Origin of the sequence: Siphonobacter sp. SORGH_AS_1065, from assembly GCF_030818595.1 — a bacterium.
Taxonomy (GTDB): domain Bacteria; phylum Bacteroidota; class Bacteroidia; order Cytophagales; family Spirosomataceae; genus Siphonobacter.
Genome location: NZ_JAUTAM010000004.1, coordinates 3,026,021 through 3,045,798, shown reverse-complemented (window position 1 = coordinate 3,045,798; position 19,778 = coordinate 3,026,021). Strand labels below are relative to the sequence as shown.

Here is a 19,778-nt window from a genome sequence, read left to right as displayed (position 1 = left end):
TCTAATCTTCATTACTCCTTCCTGTCTCTACTTTCTTGCTTAAACCAGCCCGTATCGTTCAGCCAGGACATTCAAATGGTGTCGCTCGTGTCCGGCAATCATGGTAACCAACGCTCGGGCAGATAAAGGATAGTTACTACAAACGCCCATTCGAGTCTGATCTGCTTCCGTAAAAGTCTCGAACAGAGCAATATTACTTTGCCGGGTAAGTCTGTAAATTTTAACTAAACTTGCAAGTGTCATATCACCAAAGGGGACATACTGCATATACTCATCCTGATCGAAACCGGGTAAGCTTTGTTTTTCACCCCGGGCTATACACAAAGCACGGTAGGCAAAAACCCGTTCGGTATCAATCATGTGCCCCAGCACTTCTTTCAAACTCCACTTTCCTTCGGCGTAGCGATAGTTCCCCTGCTCTGGGTCTTGCAGAGACTCGTATCGGGTCAATAACTCGTCTGCCTGATTTTGAAGGCATTCCAGCACATTTCCTTCCGAAATTAAGGTGATGTAACCCGAAGGAAGGCTATTTTGAGGGTACTCTGAAAACGATGGAATATTCATAAGTTATCAAAAACAATCGAAGCAAAGGTAAGAAAAGGATTAGCTTTCGATTTCATGTTTTATTCAGGAAGCAATGGCTAAGTGAGAAAACCATTCCCCGACCAAATGGTTCTATGTATAGTTGTCTATTATTTCTACACGATTACCATAAAATATGTTCGGAATGATACCCAGTTTAGCTACGGTATATTTTTTTGCACTTTTATACTAATTAGGCTCTTCAAGCCCCTTTTTTCTATTAATGCGTAGCTTTTATGATTGACAATTCTAGCCTGCATATTTTACTAGCCGACGACGACGTAGACGATCAGTTTCTCGTTAAAGAGGCCTTTACTGAAGTTAGTAAAAATGTTCAGTGCGAATCTGTTAGTTCTGAAAAAGAATTGTTTGCCCGGCTGGAATCAGGAAATCATTTACCTGACTTAGTTATACTGGACTGGAACCTGCGACCCGGTGCGGGTTCGGACATCGTCCAGAGTATTCGGAGAAACCCGGTTACTTCATCCCTTCCCATTCTGGTCATGAGCACATCTTCCGTAACGGAAGACATTAAGCATGCATATTTGCAGGGAGCTAATTCTTATATCATTAAGCCTTCCAGCTATGCCGATCTGGTGAGGACCTTTGCCAGTCTTTACGATTTTTGGGCAAATATTGTCAAGCTACCGCCTCATAACTAATCAGTAGACTATCTGTTTATTGTACGTATACCTACATATTTTTAGGTATATAGTCTTAATTATTACCTAAAACCTACCTTATTCTGCTACTTATCGAACATTTCATACCAATGGACGAAAAAGCAGACCCTTTTTTTACTACCACTATACATTTGTATCACAAGTCAATTAATCAAATGGCGGTTTGATGATTGATCTTTGAGTATTGAAAGGATTAGTCCATGGCGGTGGAACTAATTTTACTCTAATCGAACCCATCCAGCTTGCTGAGCTCGATGGGTTTTCCTTTTTCATTCTTTCCCTTCTTTTCTCTTCTAAATGCCTGCAACATTTGAAACAGGGGTTTCTAAGGGACTCTTCTACTTTTCAAGTCATTCCATAAAACTACGCCTCCTAAGGTCTACGTAAACCTCTAAACTATGAAATTAGCTATACGCCTGGCCGGACTCATGTCCATTTTCGTAGCCTCTGTGGCGGTTCCTTCGTTCGCTCAACGAAACGAAACCAAAGCAACTGATGCAGACACCCCCCTCCATTTGCTTCAACCTGATTATCCGGTTCCTTACGGTTTGGTTAGTATTGAAAACACAACCAACGTTTTAAACCGAGTTTATGATTACTTACAGAACGTAACACCCGCTCAACTCGTCGATAAACAAACTAATAAGACTATCACCGACTATTCCAAAATAGATGCTCATTCGACCTTTGCCAAGGCAGATTTTCGCTTAACGAGTTACGAATGGGGAGTTACCTATGCTGCTTTCTTACAGGCCAGCGAAGCCACCGGTGATCACAAATACAAAGCTTATACCGACGAACGACTCCGATTTCTGGCCGAAATTGCTCCTCATTTTCAGCCTTTATTAACTTCCGACCCCAAAAATCGACTAGCGATGCGTGCCTTCTTGGCCCCACACGCTCTGGATGATGGCGGTGCTCTAACGGCTGCCATGATTAAATCGCTACGGGGAGGAAATACGGCTTCGTTACGCCCATTAGTGGATCACTTTCTGAATTACATCCTGACTAAGGAACATCGCCTCAGCGATGGCACGCTGGCCAGAAATCGTCCGCAGGCTAACTCGCTTTGGCTGGATGATCTGTTCATGGCCGTTCCCGCCATTGCTCAGATGGGCAAGCTAACGGGTGACAAAAAATATTATGATGAGGCGGTAAAACAGGTACTGCAATTTTCAAAGCGAATGTTCAATCCCGACAAAGGCTTGTACATGCACGGCTGGGTAGAAGGCATGACGGCTCATCCGCAGTTTCACTGGGCACGGGCTAATGGCTGGGCTATTCTGACGAAGGTAGAATTACTGGAAGTATTACCCGAGAATCATCCCCAGCGAGCCAAAATTCTGGAGTTACTGCGGGCTCATGTTCAAGGGTTAACTTCTTATCAGTCGGGATCGGGTTTCTGGCATCAGCTCATTGACCGCAACGATTCATACCTGGAGACTTCCGCTACGGCTATTTATACCTATTGCATCGCCCGGGCCATTAACAAAGGCTGGATTGATAGATTAGCCTATGCTCCTGCCTGCCTGCTGGCCTGGAATGCCGTGACAACTAAGGTTAACCAGAAAGGACAAGTGGAAGGTACCTGCGTAGGAACAGGCATGGGCTTTGAACCCGCTTTTTATTACCACCGACCCATTAGTCCATACGCCGCTCATGGCTATGGCCCCGTGATTCTGGCGGCTTCTGAAATTATTAACTTACTGAAAAAGAATCAGTTCGAAATTAATGATAGTTCCGTTCAGCTATTATTGAAAAAGTAATTCCGAACGGGACTTACCAGTAATGGCTGACGGGGTTTGAGAGACCTTCTGCAGAAGGACGGTGCTGGACTAGAAAATTTCCCCGAGAACCAAGTAACAGACTTAGGAGAGAACGGCAGGTAGAACCTGTCGTTGTTGTAAGAACGAAATGGAATATCGTACCAGAAGAGGATGTCTCTACCTGTCATCTCGAACGAAGGGAGAGAACTTCTGTAGAATGGGGCGATGCTGAGGCTAATAAAGTTTCCAAAAAACGAAGTAACAGCTTTAGGGGATGACGGCAGGTAGAATCTGCCGTCATCTCCTAAAGCTAAATACAAGCACTATTACTTATTTCCCGGCAACCATTTTTACAGGCTCATCTTCTTACTTAGGTCCTCCAACCTTTGTTTTGATGAAGCCTAACTTAAATCGCTGGATTCGTGATTATTTCGGATTTAGTTCTTCTGAATCGCGGGGATTTCTCGTGCTCCTTTTCGTAATAGCCGGATTATTACTAACGCCCTTTCTTCTTGATTTTCTACCCGATAAAGTTCCTCCAGCCAACGATTCTCAAAAGCTGGATTCTGTGGTAGCACAGTTGGAAGTTTCAACGCCAGAAGATTATCCTTACGAACCAAAAGAAAAGCATTCGCGACGCTCTGATTACCACTCTGAAAAAGCCGTTTCGGTACGTCTGTTTCCCTTTAACCCGAATACCATTTCTGCGGAACAGTGGCAGCAATTAGGGTTGCCCCGCTGGATGGCCGAACGAATTCTGAAATACCGGACCAAAGGGGGGGCTTTCCGAAAAAAAGAAGATTTACTCCGCATGTATGATTTTCCCCGGGATACCTATCAGAAACTTGAACCTTACATTCAGTTACCTGAGCTAGCCAATACTAAGTCTTCTGATTTTGCCCCCTCACCTAGCCTTCCTGCTTCAACCCTTCCTTATTCTACCAGTCCTAAACGGGAAAAACTAACCCGTTTTGACTTGAACGAGGCTGATACCTCACAATTGAAAAAAGTGTACGGCATTGGCTCCAAACTAGCCAACCGGATCATCAGATTTCGGGACAATCTGGGCGGTTTTGTTCGGGAAGAACAAATCAGAGAAGTCTGGGGGCTCGACTCGACAGTAGTGCTGGAGTTGTTAAAACACGGTCATATCTCCAATCCTACTACCATCCGAAAAATTCGCATTAATGAGGTGAAAGCCGAAGAATTCCGGCATCCGTATTTGAAACCTTACGTTGCCAAAGCGATCATGGCCTACCGAAATCAGCACGGGGCTTTTCGCTCCGTAGCAGACCTGAAAGCGGTGAAGCTACTGGACGAACAAACCCTGAAAAAATTGGAGCCTTACCTAGCCTATTAAACCAACAAAAGAGGCAACCTTGCGGCTGCCTCTTTTTATAACTGAACGAATTTCAACTAAAAATTAGGCTTGAGCATATACCGGGAATAGAAACGCTGAATGACTTCAACGGCCTCGTCTGCGGTATCTACCACGTTGAATAAGTGTAAGTCCTTAGGATTGATGTAACGGTTTTCTTCGCACATGGTCGTCTTTAACCAGTCTATCAATCCGCCCCAATACGATCTACCCACCAACACAATCGGGAACCGACCAATTTTCTGGGTTTGAATCAGGGTTAAGGATTCAAATAACTCATCCATTGTTCCGAAACCACCGGGCAGGGCAATGAATCCCTGAGCGTATTTCACGAACATTACTTTTCGCACGAAGAAAAAATCGAAATTGATGCTTTTATCGTGGTCAATATAAATATTGGGCTGTTGCTCGAAAGGTAGTTTGATGTTTAATCCAACTGACTTACCTCCGTTTTCTTTTGCCCCTTTATTACCGGCTTCCATGATACCGGGGCCACCGCCTGTGATTACTCCATAACCCAGATTTACCAGCTTGGCGGCAATTTCTTCCGCCATCTTGTAGTGAGGGTGATCCGAGCTGGTACGAGCTGATCCAAAAATCGATACGCAGGGACCAATTTTAGCCAGCCGATCAAAGCCTTCCACAAATTCAGCCATTACTTTAAAAATGACCCAGGAGTCGGCACTCTTAATTTCGGCCCAGTCGTGGTTTTCGAAGGCTTCACGAATCCGGGCTTCATCTTCCGTGACCGCCGGATTCATCAATGATACATCGGTCAAAGGGTGGATATTTTCTGTATTTTCGGGCACCGGGGGCAATCCGGTGGGCTTAATTCCATTTACTTCTGACATAATCTACTCGTTTACTTGAACATTTCTTGATCGATACAAGGGTTTTGATTGAAGGCCCGTACTTTTGCAAAACGGGAAGGATATAACGATAATCCGACGCGTAATGTTGCAGTTTTTACTTAAACTTCCGAATATCTTCTATGAAAATTGCTATTGGCTCCGACCACGCAGGTTTTGACTATAAAAAACGTCTGGCAGATTACTTAGCCAAAGAAGGACATGAAGTAACGGATTTCGGAACCTATTCAACCGATTCCGCCGATTATCCTGACTTTGCTCACCCGGTGGCTTCTTCCGTAGAGAACGGCGAAGCTGATTTTGGCGTCCTGTGCTGCGGTAGCGGTCAGGGAGTTACGATTACGGCCAACAAACACCAGGGCGTTCGGGCGGCTCTGGTCTGGGATCGTGATCTGGCGGAGTTATCCCGTCAGCATAACAACGCAAACGTCATTTGCATTCCCGCTCGCTTCATTGCGTATGAATTAGCCGAAGGTTGCGTCAAAAAATTCCTGGCAACGGAATTTGAAGCCGGTCGCCACGCCACCCGAGTAGGGAAGATTAGTTGCTAATGATTGATCATAGAAAGGAGTCGGACTTATTACATTTCTCTTCCCTGAGCTATAGTAATAAGTCCGACTCCTTTTTTATGCCTTACACCCGACGATAAATGCCCTTTTCAATTTCCTGGTACCGTCGGGCAAGAGCTGGAATTCGCTTGAACAACGTCGGAACCAGGTTTTTTCGATCAATCAGATACTCAGGAGGGTCTTTCTCAAAGTTTCTGAGAATGTTAATAACGTTGTTATAGTTGTTCAGATTTTCCAGATCAAAACGGGACAAATTCCAGTTTAGATACGCCGTTGCCGGGTAGTTATCCAGATACTCTCCCATGCTTTCCCCGAAGACCAGAATTTTCTTATTTTTAATCTCGGCGGGTAATCGAACGGGCTTTACCGTCAGGTTTTCCAGTTTAACAATGCTATTGGAAAAAGCGGGCATTAATGTCAGGTAAAACAATACGCCTACCCCTCCCGCAAAAACCACCAGCATTAGCTCAGGAATCCATCTTTTACGAGTGTACGTTTCGAAGAAATAAACGGTAAAATACGCCAGCCCCGGTGTGAAAATCACGAACTGCATGGGAGCCAGATAAGACATTAACCCTACCGATAACAGACATCCTCCCAGATACAGAGCTACTACCTGCTGCACCCGCGACTGAAAATTGGTATAACGACCATAATTAAGAATCTTGAGAAACCCGAGTACCGCAAAAATGACAGGCAGGGCAATAACGGCCAGCAAGGTCTGAAAATCGTTTAGGTCGTATTGCCGAATCTGGAAGATGATACTTAAAAAATTTCTCGTGAACGCTTCATAATGTCCATCCAGATAGAAGTATAGGTTGACAATGACAATCGGAAACAGAAACCCTAATACATTGATGATGTGCTGACGAAAACTGGCCCCGCTGTATAATAATAATGATAAAACGACCCAGAGGATAAACACCATCGAAGGCGGATAAAACAGGGTGGCAATGCTGATATAAAAGCCTACTTCCAGTAACTCGTCTTTAATGCCCTCTCGATCCAACTGCTTTAATAAGGTTCCCAGAGCCAGCAACAGGAAGGTAGTAGCCATCAGGGCCGGCGAAAGCGTGGTGTAATCAAAAGAAATATTCATAATGACCAGGTAGATAAAACCTGGCACGTAATTCCGTTCTGGAAAGATGCTTTGCCGACTCATAATCAGGTTAAAATAAATAACCTGAAAAGCCGTAATGATATAAGCCAGAAAGTGATAACTTATTTCTGAACGCCCAAAAATCCAGTGCATACCAGCGTAGGCCATTGCCGACAAAGGAGCCGTACTATCCCAAATCTGTTCGTATAGGATATATCCTTTACTAAGTTGCTCGCCCAGCAGGGTCCACTGCATTTCAGGAATCAGCAGGGGCGTGTTTCCCAGTAACACCGGAATTCGAACGAGAAACAGGATAATTAAAAGTATAAAAATCTGATAGGCCGCATTTACTCGAAAAAAACTAAGCAAAACCGTATGACGTTAGGATACGTAATGACAAAACCAGATGGTCTGATTCTTTAGGTAACTTCTCTGGAAAAATTAAGCCGAAAGCCCTGCCTTTCTTTACCCGAAACCCACGCTTCAGCCCTAATTTTTTCAAAATTAACCACTCAATTCCGAAACCTACGCTATCTTACCCCAAGTCAGCCGGAAAATTCGGATATTTGTAGCCGCGTGGCCTTTTTGAGGATTCAGCAGGATTCCTTTAAGTCCGCCATAACGCATAAGTTTATAGTATGGAATCAAAAAGACAACAGAAGTTTGCCCGGCAAGTACAAAAAGACCTGGGAGATATTTTTCAGAAAGAAATGCGTAATCAATTTGGTAACGCATTTATTACCATTACCGATGTAAAAGTAAGCCCTGATCTGGGCCTGGCCCGGGCGTACCTGAGCTTCCTGCTCACAGACGATAAGGATCAGCTTTTGAAAAATATTCAGGAAAAGACCAAGCAAATCCGTCAGATCCTGGCGAATAAGATTCGTAATCAGGTTCGTGTCATTCCCGAATTACAATTCTTTCTGGATGATACGGCAGAATACGCCGCCAAGATGGATGCTCTATTTTCGGGCATTGTTATTCCTCCCGCGTCCGAAGATGACGCTGAAGAAGAATAATGTTTTTGATTAGTCCGGTTGGTAATCCTGACCGGACTGATCGTTTTATTGACTATTACTTCTGGAGTTCCGGCATGAACCTGCCCTTACTGATTGCTCGCCGTTATTTTCTTTCCAAGAAAAAGACTTCTTACATTAACCTGATTGCCATTATTTCCATGCTGGGTGTTTGCATCGGGACCATGGCTTTGGTAGTGGTACTTTCCGTTTTTAATGGCCTGGAAGATTTTAACCGGCAGTTATTTAAAACGCTTGATTCCGATCTTCGCATTATCCCGGCTAAAGGAAAAAGCTTTACGGTCAGCGATTCTCTCTGGACGAACTTGAAAAAAATTCAGGGCATCGAGCACATTACGCAGGTATACGAAGAAAATGCTCTGGTGCAATACCAGGATCATCGGACCGTAGCCACGATCAAAGCGGTGGATGATAACCTTTCTACGCACCCGGAAATGGATACGACCCGTATTGCCGGAAGCCTGCAATTGCAAAGCCAACACCAGAATTTTGCCGTTTTAGGCGTGGGTGTAGCTCGTATGCTGGGAGTTAGTCCCGAAGATCCGCTTACGGCCCTGGAAATTTGGTATCCGCGTAAAAACGCCAATCTTGCAGCTCCGGGTCTGGAGGCATTCAACGAAGCTACCATTCAGCCGGGCGGCATTTTTAGCATTGAACAAAGCATCGACGATCATTATATCTTCGTTCCGCTTCGGTTTGCAGAAGATTTATTTGAAACGGAAGGAAAACGTACCGCTCTGGAGTTTAAGGTAAAACCTGGCCTGGACGTCGAACCGATCCAACGACAAATGCAGCGAATTGTAGGTGAAAACTTTAAAGTTCAGAATCAGGATGAACAGCACGCTAGTTTGTTTCGAGCCATTCAGATTGAAAAACTATTTGTTTTCATTACCCTAACGCTCATCATTGCCATCGCTTCTTTCAACATCTATTTCTCGCTCTCTATGTTAGCGATAGAGAAAAAAGCGGATGTAGCGACGTTACTTGCCATGGGTGCCTGGCCGGGACTCATCCGACGTATTTTCCTGGCCGAAGGGGCTCTGGTAGGATTCAGTGGAGCCATTGTCGGCCTGGTGCTGGGCGTTGCTTTGTGCTGGGCTCAGGAAGAATACGGCTTTGCCAAAATGCAATTGGTAGGATCGCTGGTTGATGCCTACCCCGTCCGAATGCAGATTCAGGACTTGATTGGTACCGTCATTGCCCTCATTATCATTACGCTGGCGGCCTCCTGGATGCCCGCTCAGAAAGCCGCCCGTCAGGAATTATAACTTATTGAACAAAGGAAATTTCTTTAATATCGAACAGTCGAACATCGGTTTCTGTTTCTACCTGCAATTGCCCAAACTCAGCTACGCCGATAATTTGACCATTAAAAGTTTTTCCTGACGTATCCTGAAAGCGATGCCATTCTCTGAAACGGTACAGCCGCTGGAGGTATTCTATTTTTTGCTGGTTATAGCTTCCGTCTTTCAAGGCCAGATACCGCTCTTCCAGTCGATTGCATAACTGTAACAGCAAAGCCTCCAGTGAATATTCCTTACCTGTAATCTGCCGAACGGAAGTAGCTGTGGTTATGGAGAAACTTAACTGATTAATATTCAGACCAATACCAATCACAGAACCGGTCAGGTGGGTACCCATCAGGGAATTTTCGATTAATACACCCCCTAACTTTTGATCTTTGTAATAGAGATCATTGGGCCATTTTAGCTTCACTCCGTCGTATAGTAACTCCGTTAAGAAATCATGGATTCCCAATGCGATGGCAATGCTGAGACGAAATTGTTCGGTAGCTCGCAAAAAAGTAGGATGAACGATAAACGAAAAAGTAAGGTTCTCCCCTGTATTGGTCCTCCAGACATTGCCACGCTGACCCCGCCCCGCCGTCTGCTCATCCGTCACGTACAACGTACCTTCGGGGGCATCATTACGCAAAGATTCGGCGGCCAAGTCATTGGTTGAGTGACAACTTGGCAGATATATAATTTTTTGCCCGATAAATTGGGTCTTAGGATAGGATTTGTACAATTATTTTTAGTTTTAAGGGAGTAAATTTACGAATCAAACGTTATAGTAAGGATAAGACACTTCATAAGTGCCGATTTTCGCCTTAATTCGTAACCTAATAGCAAATCTTGATTCGTAATGGCTAAAGCTTTCGAAAACTCTCTTAGCCATGAAACGATAATCTTTTGAAGAATGATTGAAACTGCAGAACGCGTAAAGCAAAATGACATCCCGGCGGAAGATATCTGCCAACTAGTAGTGAAGGGCATGCAGGAGAAGAAGGGTGTGAACATTATTGTTCTGAACCTAAAAGGAGTAAAAAATGCCATTGCTGATTACTTTGTCATTTGCTCAGGAAAATCCGATACCCAAGTTGACGCACTTGCTGACTCGATTGACGAGGAAGTACATAAGGCTTCCGGTGTGAATCCATGGCACCGGGAAGGCAAAAACCAGAAAGAATGGATTCTTCTCGATTATGTGGACGTAGTGGCACACGTCTTTAAACAGGATCGGCGAGATTTTTATCGTCTGGAAGAGCTTTGGGGCGACGCGGAGATGACGGTTATCGAAGACGAGGCCTGATTTTTGCCGCTTACCCCTAAATTCTGCCATTCGACCCAAGTTGAATTTAGGCATGAAACCATTCCTTCAACTTGGGAAGTTACTAACACACCTCTGGACTTCGTTCCAGTTTGATTTATCGCCGACACACCATCGGTATCTTAGAAAGAAAGACAGAATATGGCTGAAGAAACCTCAAATAAACCCAAGCTACCAAAGCCCCCCCGCCGTCCAGGTTTTCAGGGTTGGCTTGTTGCGGGTTTGGTTGTTGCGATCATTACTATTATGGTCGTAAGTAAAAATAGTGGCGTTCGAAGAATTAAAATGAAACAATACTTCGAAATGGCCGCTAAAAACGAAGTAGATCAGACGGTTGTTGTTAATGACAAACTGGTAGAAGTTACCCTGAACCGGGAAGCTCTCCAGAAACCTGAATACAAAGGTCTTACGAGTGAAAAAACGTACTTCCCATCGACTCCCGGACCCCATTTTGCGTTCCCGATTCCGTCTACCGAAATTTTCAATGATGACGTAAAGGAATTTAACAAAGTACACCCTAACAATCAGATCGATTACACCGTTGATGAGCGGGCAGGCCTGGTTGAATTTTTCTCAACCTGGGGCTTACTGATTCTGATCGTGGTAACGATGTATTTTATGATGAGTCGCGTGACTGGCGGTGCTGGTCCTGGTGGACAAATCTTCAATATTGGTCGTTCGAGAGCTACGTTATTTGACGCAGAAAACAAAGTAAAGATCACGTTTGACGATGTGGCAGGTCTGGATGAGGCGAAGGAGGAGATCAAGGAAATCGTAGAATTCCTTAAGAATCCTAAGAAATTCACGGATTTGGGGGGTAAAATTCCGAAAGGTGCTTTGCTGATTGGCCCTCCAGGTACAGGTAAAACCCTGTTAGCGAAAGCGGTGGCGGGTGAAGCAGGCGTTCCTTTCTTTTCTTTGTCAGGTTCTGACTTCGTAGAAATGTTCGTAGGGGTAGGTGCTGCTCGGGTACGTGACCTCTTCAAACAAGCGAAAGAAAAAGCTCCCTGTATCATCTTTATTGATGAGATTGATGCGGTAGGTCGTTCGCGTGGACGCGGTGCCATGCCCGGTGCTAATGATGAACGTGAAAACACACTGAACTCGCTGCTGGTAGAGATGGATGGGTTTGCAACAGATTCAGGGATTATCATCCTGGCTGCCACCAACCGTCCTGACGTTCTTGACTCCGCCCTGATGCGTCCGGGTCGTTTTGACCGTCAGATTTCTATCGACAAACCCGATATTATTGGTCGCGAAGCGATCTTTAAAGTACACATGTCCAGCCTGAAACTGGCGGCTGATGTAGTCGCAAACAAGCTGGCTGCTCAGACTCCTGGTTTTGCCGGTGCTGAAATCATGAACGTTTGTAACGAAGCGGCTCTGATTGCCGCTCGTAAGAACAAACATGCGATCGACATGCAGGACTTTCAGGATGCCATGGACCGTGTGATTGGGGGTATGGAGAAGAAGAACAAGATCATTTCTCCGCACGAAAAGAAAATTGTGGCTTACCACGAGGCGGGTCACGCTGTAGCAGGCTGGTTCCTGGAACATGCGGATCCCCTGGTTAAGGTAACCATCGTTCCCCGTGGGGTGGCGGCTTTGGGTTACGCTCAGTATTTACCGAAAGAGCAGTTCCTGTACCGCACCGAGCAATTAATCGACGAAATGTGTATGACCCTGGGTGGTCGTGCTGCCGAGGAAGTTGTTTTCGGTAAGATTTCGACGGGTGCTTTGAGTGACCTCGAACGAGTAACCAAAATGGCTTATTCTATTGTAACGGTTTACGGTATGAATGAGAAATTGGGTAACATTTCGTTCTACGACTCCAAAGGAAACAATGAGTATTCCTTTAACAAGCCTTATTCAGAAGAAACTTCACGGATCATTGATGAAGAAGTTCGACTGATTGTAGATGCCGCTTACGAACGCACGAAGGCTTTGTTAACCGAAAATCTCAAAGCTCTGGAAATCATTGCTCAGCAATTATTAGATAAAGAAGTGTTATTCCAGTCTGATCTGGAAGAACTGATTGGCAAACGTCCGTTTGAGCAGGAAACTTCTTATCAGGCTTATATGAAAGGAAAAGAGTCAGCTCCGACGGAAATTCCCGAAGATGCTACTCCCGATAACTCAGAAGTAGTTCCTACCGAAGAGCCAACGCCATCCGCTGAATAAGCTAACTTTATCCATAAAAAAGCATTTCTGGCCTAATAACCGGAAATGCTTTTTTTATGACCTCAGGTAAGCTATATTCTATCCAGTAAAGTGATACTTCTGGCAAAGCTCTATCTTTGTCTTTCCATCAGCGTTGTTTTACCAATTTTCCCGTTCTAATGAACGAAATTCAGCTTCTCCCCCATAAGAAAATATTCTTTGCCTCTGATTTCCACTTAGGTAGTGTCCCTCTGGATCGTAGCGTTGCTCGCGAAAAGGCCCTTGTTCGCTGGCTTGATCAGATCAAATCAGAAGCTCAGGTGATCTTTCTGGTAGGTGATATTTTTGATTTCTGGCATGAATACAAAGAAGCCGTTCCGAAAGGTTACGTCCGATTTTTGGGAAAACTGGCTGAATTAAAAGACGCGGGGATCGACATCCAAATTTTTACGGGTAACCATGATTTATGGATGCGGGACTATTTCCCTACCGAATTTGGCATTCCCGTTCACCGCAAACCCATCGAATTTAAAGTGACCTCAGCGGGTAAAGAGACTCGTTTCATGCTGGGTCATGGCGATGGATTAGGTCCGGGAGATTATGCGTATAAGCGGGTTTTGAAGCCCATTTTTACGAACCCTGTTCTTCAGTTTTTCTTTCGCTGGTTACATCCAGATGTGGGTATTACGCTGGCTTATCGCTGGGCTCACCACACGCGGGCTTCAAAAGCAGGTAAACCTCATGAGTTTTTCAAGAACGATGAAAGCGAATGGATTTTTCTGTATTGCCGCGAAATAGAATCCCAAAACCATCACGATTATTATGTCTTCGGCCATCGGCATTTGATTTTGGATATGCAGGTGTCACCCACCAGTCGTTACATTAATATTGGCGAATGGATTTATACCCAGTCCTATGCTCACTTTGATGGTAAGGATTTTACAATGGCCATTTTTGAGAATGATCCTTCTCTTTTAAAGGCGGCGAATCATAAGTGATTTTCAGTACTTATTTGCTGCATTTCACCCTAAGCTAACCTATTTGACTTTGCTTGGGTTGTTTCTTCCTGTATTCAAAATCAGTAGGCCTCTTTTGTTGGAGAGGAGAAAACTCGTTTATCTCTGTCATCCAGAGCGAAGTGAAGGACCTTACTGAACCTGCGGCCCTATTCCCGCCATGGCTGGTGTATCACCTGTCATTTATACGCAAGCCCTAGTTGGGGTGAGACCCTAACCACGACGTAACTAACTTAATAACCCCAAATCCGTCCCATTCTACCGACGGTTTCTCCCTTCGTTCGAGATGACCGTGAGGGTTAACTAAATAGTGCGAGATTCCATCTCGTTCCTAGGCAATGGCAAGTTTCTACCAACGGCGGCACCCGAGTTTTCACCCGGGACTAATCTTATTTGACCCCGCTGCGATTGTTTCTTTTTTATGTAGAATAATCCTAACGAAGCTAATCTGGATATAATCAAAGCAGCCTCACTTATGAAAAGTGAGGCTGCTTTGCTTTCCAGGCTGAAGGTTCTGTCTATTTAGTTACTACCCTGATTGACCCGACCTGCTTCGCTTTCCAGACCTGTGCTGCGACGGCGGGAGGCCTGAACTTTTGAGTTACCAAAACGATACGAGAAAGTCAGGTTCGCTACGCGGTTTTCCCACTTGTTACTGATCTGCATATCCACGTTTCCAAATACGAAGCTTCCCCGGAATTGTTGCGTCCAGAAAATATCCCGCACGTTGAGTTTCAGACTAGCTTTCTTTTCCCAGAATTGCTTCTGAAGGCCCAGCGAAACTTGCCACATTGGCTTTCCTTTGATCGTTCCTTCAAGGAATCCGCTCATATAAAAACCACTGATTTCTGCTGACCAGTTATTGGGTAAGGTAAACTGGTTCTGCGTATTGAACGTCGTCGTTACAATGCGACCATCGAATTCGCCACCATTCAGTAACCCAACAAAGCGGTTACGGTTCACATTGATATAGTTTATGCTCATCCATTTTTTGGTAATGGGAATATTAGCAGAAACAGCTACGCCATAATTCTCACGGAACCCAAAGTTTTCTTTGTTAATATAGGTGGTTCGGGCTGCGTCATTCTGACGTAATACTTCAGTAATGATGCCATTCGAGCGACCGTAGTTCAACGTAGTATTGATGAATCCCATTAACGAATGCGTTACTTCGGCTACGTGCGAAAATTGAGGTCTCAGGTATGGGTTACCTTGCTGATAGGTATACAAATCCAGGAAGTAAAGGAAAGGATTCAGATCCTCATAATCCGGGCGGTCAATGCGGTAACTATACGACATTCCCAAACTATTTTTCTTGTTCAGTTCCTGACGGATAAATACGCTGGGGAACAAGTTCAGGTAATTCCGGCGGAAGCTGGTGTCGGAGGTCACCTGATTTCCTCTCATGACCGTTTGCTCACCTCTAAGGCCCAACTGAATTGAAGTTTTCTTGATTTGCGTACTGTAATTCAGATAGGCCGCATTAATTGTTTCGCGGTAAATAAACTGGTTCGTACGTCCCGAATCCAGACGAGCGACATCCCCCTGCTCAATCGTGAATTTCATGTTGTTGTTCGTCGTTACCAAAGCTGTTTTCAAACCTGCTTCCAGTTTTGAATTTTTGCTTAAGGGATGCGTGTAATCAATCTTGGCGGAATAGATGTCTACGATTCCTTTCGTATTACCCATATCGAACCGAGGAATGGCAAGATTTACTCCGGCAGGATTTACGGTCGTAATTTTGTATTTCTGATCCGAACGATTGTCATAACGGGCGTAATCCACGTCAGCCGTTAACTCTTTCCCGGTTGAGTCAATCGTATGCTTCAGGTTCAGGTTAGTGGTCAGGCTTTTCCAGGTATTCTTAAAATCCTGTCCCGTAGTGGTTATTTTTTCCAGTGTCGAGGTACCCTGATAGATTTTAGTAATGTTATCGCCCGTGCTACCCCAGCTACCCGTATTGGTATTTACAATAGCTCCTATCGTCGTCTTTTTTGAAGCAAAATAATCAGCTCCTAACTTGACGTTGTTATTATGATTGCGGGTGATATTCTCAGCACTTTGCTCGAACAAAGCAGTTACTTCTTCTCCTTCGCGGAATCTGCGGGTAATTCTTTGATCTCTCCAGTTTTTACGGGCACCACCTGAATAATTACCGTACACATTCCATTTATCTTTCCGGTAGTTGAGGTTTAAACTGGCGTTACCCTTCGGATTTAAGCCATAGCCCACTCCCAGCGTTGCCGAACCATTCATTCCCATGTTCTGATTCTTTTTCGTACGGATGTTAATAATTCCGGCATTACCCGCCGCATCGTATTTTGAAGAGGGATTCGTCATGATTTCAATCTTCTCCAACTGATTGGCCTGCGTATTACGGAGCAGGTTGGCTAAATCTTCACTCGAAAGATATGTTGGTTTCCCGTCAATCATTACCCGCACCTGAGCTTTGCCCTTCAGCGAAATATTGCCATCCCGATCGACGGTAACGCCGGGAGAACGCTCCAGTACTTCCAGGGCATTATTACCCGCAGCAACAATACTGTTTTCTACGTTAACTACCGTTTTATCAATCTGCTGCTCAATAAAAGGCTTGGCAGCAGCAACTTTCACTTCTTTCAGTTCCTGAGAAACAGGGTCCATAATCAAAGCCGCCAGCTTTACTTTCGGACTTTCTGCATTGAGAATGAACGGAGGCGTCAGCTTTTTGGCAAAACCCACCTGGGTAGTGGCAACTAGGTAACGTCCTTCGGCAATGCCTTCTATTTCGAAATTACCATCCGCGTCAGCGACGCCGCCTTTCACCAGCGTAGAGTCTTTGCTTTTCAGGACCATAACGGTAGCGAACTCCACCGCTTTACCCGTTTTGTCAATGATCTTTCCAGAGACACTCCCTTTAAAAGTGCTCTGAGCGTGCCCTAGACTTAGGCCGCAAATGAAGAGAATCAGGGTGTATATAAATGTTTTCATGACTTTAGGAAAAGACAGTTTCTGTAGGTGTGTTTTTTGCTCTTGTTGATGAGACAAAGATGAAGGCAATTAACAGTACTTTGCAATACAAGCTACCTTGAATAGCCAAATAACGTGATGAACGGTAAAGAAGATGGGGTGAGTAGAAAAAGAGAAGAATGCCCGGGAATTCTAGACGGAGGATGCAAAGTCAGAGAAACACGTTGCATGGTCCCACAATTATTTTTGCAGAACTGTTAAAAAGACGCTACTACTAACTAGCTGGAAATGAATAACAAAGGAGAAGACTATTCCCGGCGGGGTTTGCGGGGAGAATTATTTTCCTCTTCAACGGAGATTTTCAGGTTGGTAGGATCATCCATCACTTTCCCTACCTCCTTGATGAAGTGAATGAATTTTGAAAATCCGCTTCGGGGTTTTTCACGCGGTGGCTGTTCGTCCTCAATTACCTCAAATTTCAATTTTGAGGGGTTATCGATTGCTTTCCCGGCCTTTTTAATAAATCCTAATACTTTAGAAATTCCCCCACTAGAAGCAGGTTCTTCTAACGTAGGGTCCGTACGCTGCTCCATCGGCTTGCTTTGAGCCCCTGAAGACAGGCCGCAACCGATTAAAAAGAAGAGTAAGCAGATACGTTTTAACATGAGTAAGTGGAGCTACTATCGTACAAAAGTAAAATCGAAGTTTCAGAAAACGTCAAACTATTGTCCTTTTAAGTTTTTTTAATGTTATGAATCAAACAAAAAGCCCGCTTCATGCAGGCTTTTTGTACTATACTGAAATTATATATCGCAAAAATAAGCTCTAAGCAAATTTGCTGGCATCTTCCAGGAATTTCTTCAAGCCAGAATCCGTGAGCGGATGATTCAATAAGGAAGTAATTACTGAAAGCGGGCAGGTTGCTACGTCTGCTCCAATTTCTGCACACTTCAGGATATGAACAGGATGGCGAATGGACGCAGCCAATACCTGCGTCATAAATCCATAGTTTTCAAAAATTGAAACGATAGACTCAATTAACTCGATGCCGTCGTACGAAATATCATCCAGGCGACCAATAAAGGGCGAAACATAGGTGGCCCCGGCTTTAGCCGCCAGTAACGCCTGACCTGCTGAAAATACCAGCGTACAGTTCGTTTTAATTTCCTTTTCCGAGAAATAACGTAACGCTTTGACACCGTCCCGAATCATGGGTACCTTCACCACAATCTTCTCATCGATTTCGGCCAACTCTTCCCCTTCCCGAATAATGCCCTTGAAATCAGTGCTGATGACCTCGGCACTTACGTCTCCGTCTACACTATCGCAGATGTCTTTATAATGCTTGAAAATGTTATTTTTTCCCTTTATCCCCACTTTCGCCATCAGCGAAGGGTTGGTGGTCACGCCATCGAGCACGCCCAATTCATAGGCCTCCCGAATTTCGTCGAGGTTAGCGGTATCAATGAAAAACTTCATAAGTTACTGATTAATAGAGTTAAAAATTAGAGGTAAAGTCTTTGCATACGTCATAGGTTTTCAATTTCTACTTAAAGGAAGAGCAGGTTACTAGTAACAGAGCGTACTTCAGGATAGCTTCTTGCTACCCCTTGGGTCGATATTTATTCTACCCATCTATCCGCCACGAAACTTCAAAAATTACGTCGCAAAACTACGGGAGTTTTTCATACTCCTCCCCCACTTGGTCTTTGGATTTTCCTTTTCATTCATCTGCCCCCTCGTTTTTAAAGAATTAAGCCCAAAAAAGCGTTAATTTCGTCCAATAGTAAACCCTGCAAACCTCCATTATCTAACGTATCCCGGTGCTTGACTCTAAGCCGGTATTTGTTTAAAATTTATCTATGAAATCCTCAAGTCTGGTTCGCTGGTTACTCGTCGTTGCAATCGTTGGCAGCATTGGGTATCTGGTTTATGGTAAACTTAACCGTATTGAAAAAAAGAAAGCTGGTAATGAGTCCAAATCTGCTGGTGCGGGGGGCTCAAAAGCCCTGACGGTTGATGGTTACATTGCCAGTACCGAAAAACTCGATAATACCATCGTGACGAGTGGTACTCTACAAAGCAATGAAGAGATTTCGCTGCAATCCGAGCTGAGTGCCCGCGTCATCAAGATCTATTTTAAGGAGGGTCAACTCGTTCCCAAAGGAGCTTTGCTGGTAAAATTATATGATGCCGACCTATCGGCTCAGGCCTTAAAGGTACGTACCCAACGTCAGTTGGCTCAAAAATCACTGGAACGTTTGCAATACCTGCTGGAACGCGAAGGCGTTAGTAAACAGGAAGTAGATGTGGCCCAGTCACAAGTAGATGCTTTTGACGCGGATATGGCCGTAGCCAAAGCCCAACTACAGCGTACGGAAATTCGGGCTCCTTTTGCCGGAAAAATTGGCCTTCGCTACGTGAGTGAAGGAGCGATTGTAACCCCAACGACGGTCATTGCCAGTTTTCAGCAGACCAATCCCCTGAAAGTTGATTTCTCTATTCCTGAAAAATACACGGATCAGGTGCGGGTGGGTGATGTCGTTAGCTTCAATGTTGCCAGCGAAACGAAGGCTTATCAAGGCAAAGTGTACGCCATTGAACCCAAAATTGACCTGGCTACGCGTACCGTGAAGTTACGGGCTCTGGTTCCGAATGCCTCCAATCAGATTCGTCCCGGTCAGTTTGCTCAGGTGAAATTACGTTTGGGCGAAACCCCACAGGCGTTAATGGTTCCTTCGCAGGCCATTATACCCGGGACCAAAGAAAAACAGGTCGTCATCTCCCGTCAGGGAAAAGCTTCGTTTCAAACCGTAGAAACGGGAACACGTACGGATACCAAAGTTCAGATTCTAAGCGGGATTCAGGCCGGCGACACGGTTATTACCACCGGAATTTTACAAATCAAACCTGATCAGGTATTAAAAATCAGGAGCGTAAAAAAATAAGTTTGATTCTTCTTTTCTACCGATCTGAAAGCGGCGGAGCCCTGGTATAGATATTTCATAAATAACTGACCTGTAAACCATTACGGCTCTTCCCTACTAATAAAGAATATCT

At 44.6% G+C, this 19,778-nt stretch carries 17 protein-coding genes; 10 read left to right on the top strand and 7 right to left on the bottom strand.

Annotation, left to right across the window (positions count from 1 at the left end):
- Positions 1–39: 39 nt before the first annotated feature.
- Positions 40–564 carry a DinB family protein gene (locus QE390_RS13195; RefSeq protein WP_307142482.1) on the bottom strand — a complete coding sequence of 175 codons (525 nt, stop codon included), beginning with the start codon at positions 562–564 and terminating at the stop codon, positions 40–42.
- A 254-nt stretch (positions 565–818) separates the two neighbouring features.
- Here QE390_RS13195 and QE390_RS13190 point away from each other — a divergent pair, with 254 nt between their 5' ends.
- The 3 genes from QE390_RS13190 (at position 819) to QE390_RS13180 (ending at position 4,391) form a co-directional block, all read left to right on the top strand.
- A complete protein-coding gene (locus tag QE390_RS13190) occupies positions 819–1,244 on the top strand; it encodes a response regulator (protein WP_307142481.1) in 426 nt (141 codons plus the stop codon).
- A gap of 419 nt (positions 1,245–1,663) precedes the next feature.
- On the top strand, positions 1,664–3,031 hold the full coding sequence (locus QE390_RS13185) for a glycoside hydrolase family 105 protein (RefSeq protein WP_307142480.1): 1,368 nt from the start codon (positions 1,664–1,666) through the stop codon (positions 3,029–3,031).
- A 394-nt stretch (positions 3,032–3,425) separates the two neighbouring features.
- Positions 3,426–4,391 carry a helix-hairpin-helix domain-containing protein gene (locus QE390_RS13180; RefSeq protein WP_307142479.1) on the top strand — a complete coding sequence of 322 codons (966 nt, stop codon included), beginning with the start codon at positions 3,426–3,428 and terminating at the stop codon, positions 4,389–4,391.
- Positions 4,392–4,447: 56 nt separating this feature from the next.
- Here QE390_RS13180 and QE390_RS13175 read toward each other — a convergent pair whose 3' ends face one another.
- Entirely contained in the window at positions 4,448–5,170 is a 723-nt protein-coding gene (locus QE390_RS13175; RefSeq protein ID WP_307143549.1) for a TIGR00730 family Rossman fold protein, read from the bottom strand.
- Between the two features lie 230 nt (positions 5,171–5,400).
- Between QE390_RS13175 and rpiB the strand changes: the two genes are divergently transcribed.
- Positions 5,401–5,829 (top strand): ribose 5-phosphate isomerase B, encoded by a 429-nt coding sequence (gene rpiB, locus QE390_RS13170; RefSeq protein ID WP_307142478.1) that lies wholly within the window; start codon positions 5,401–5,403, stop codon positions 5,827–5,829.
- An 82-nt stretch (positions 5,830–5,911) separates the two neighbouring features.
- On the opposite strand, the gene QE390_RS13165 is transcribed toward rpiB, so the two are convergent.
- Entirely contained in the window at positions 5,912–7,315 is a 1,404-nt protein-coding gene (locus QE390_RS13165; protein WP_307142477.1) for a DUF6427 family protein, read from the bottom strand.
- A gap of 269 nt (positions 7,316–7,584) precedes the next feature.
- Between QE390_RS13165 and rbfA the strand changes: the two genes are divergently transcribed.
- Positions 7,585–7,965, top strand: a complete 381-nt coding sequence (gene rbfA / locus QE390_RS13160) for a 30S ribosome-binding factor RbfA (RefSeq protein ID WP_307142476.1) — start codon at positions 7,585–7,587, stop codon at positions 7,963–7,965.
- Positions 7,965–9,251, top strand: a complete 1,287-nt coding sequence (locus tag QE390_RS13155) for an FtsX-like permease family protein (RefSeq protein WP_307142475.1) — start codon at positions 7,965–7,967, stop codon at positions 9,249–9,251. The genes rbfA and QE390_RS13155 overlap by 1 nt, the downstream gene beginning before the upstream one ends.
- A 1-nt stretch (position 9,252) precedes the next feature.
- Here the strand turns inward: QE390_RS13155 and QE390_RS13150 are convergent, their stop codons facing one another.
- Positions 9,253–10,011 (bottom strand): biotin--[acetyl-CoA-carboxylase] ligase, encoded by a 759-nt coding sequence (locus tag QE390_RS13150; RefSeq protein ID WP_307142474.1) that lies wholly within the window; start codon positions 10,009–10,011, stop codon positions 9,253–9,255.
- Positions 10,012–10,182: 171 nt separating this feature from the next.
- On the opposite strand from QE390_RS13150, the gene rsfS reads away from it, so the two are divergent.
- The 3 genes from rsfS to QE390_RS13135 all read left to right on the top strand — a co-directional run bounded on the left by rsfS (position 10,183) and on the right by QE390_RS13135 (position 13,751).
- A complete protein-coding gene (gene rsfS, locus QE390_RS13145) occupies positions 10,183–10,575 on the top strand; it encodes a ribosome silencing factor (protein ID WP_307142473.1) in 393 nt (130 codons plus the stop codon).
- A gap of 159 nt (positions 10,576–10,734) precedes the next feature.
- Positions 10,735–12,774, top strand: a complete 2,040-nt coding sequence (gene ftsH / locus QE390_RS13140) for an ATP-dependent zinc metalloprotease FtsH (protein WP_307142472.1) — start codon at positions 10,735–10,737, stop codon at positions 12,772–12,774.
- 158 nt (positions 12,775–12,932) lie between these two features.
- Complete coding sequence (locus QE390_RS13135) at positions 12,933–13,751, top strand: UDP-2,3-diacylglucosamine diphosphatase (RefSeq protein ID WP_307142471.1); 819 nt, start codon at positions 12,933–12,935, stop codon at positions 13,749–13,751.
- A 540-nt stretch (positions 13,752–14,291) separates the two neighbouring features.
- Here QE390_RS13135 and QE390_RS13130 read toward each other — a convergent pair.
- The 3 genes from QE390_RS13130 to fsa all read right to left on the bottom strand — a co-directional run bounded on the left by QE390_RS13130 (position 14,292) and on the right by fsa (position 18,197).
- A complete protein-coding gene (locus QE390_RS13130; protein ID WP_307142470.1) occupies positions 14,292–16,739 on the bottom strand; it encodes an outer membrane beta-barrel family protein in 2,448 nt (815 codons plus the stop codon).
- Positions 16,740–17,026: 287 nt separating this feature from the next.
- The gene (locus QE390_RS13125) at positions 17,027–17,383 is read right to left on the bottom strand and encodes a hypothetical protein (RefSeq protein ID WP_307142469.1); all 357 of its coding nucleotides are present in this window, start codon (positions 17,381–17,383) and stop codon (positions 17,027–17,029) included.
- Positions 17,384–17,543: 160 nt separating this feature from the next.
- Complete coding sequence (gene fsa, locus QE390_RS13120; protein ID WP_307142468.1) at positions 17,544–18,197, bottom strand: fructose-6-phosphate aldolase; 654 nt, start codon at positions 18,195–18,197, stop codon at positions 17,544–17,546.
- 383 nt (positions 18,198–18,580) lie between these two features.
- On the opposite strand from fsa, the gene QE390_RS13115 reads away from it, so the two are divergent.
- The gene (locus tag QE390_RS13115) at positions 18,581–19,666 is read left to right on the top strand and encodes an efflux RND transporter periplasmic adaptor subunit (protein WP_307142467.1); all 1,086 of its coding nucleotides are present in this window, start codon (positions 18,581–18,583) and stop codon (positions 19,664–19,666) included.
- The last annotated feature ends 112 nt before the right edge of the window (positions 19,667–19,778 follow it).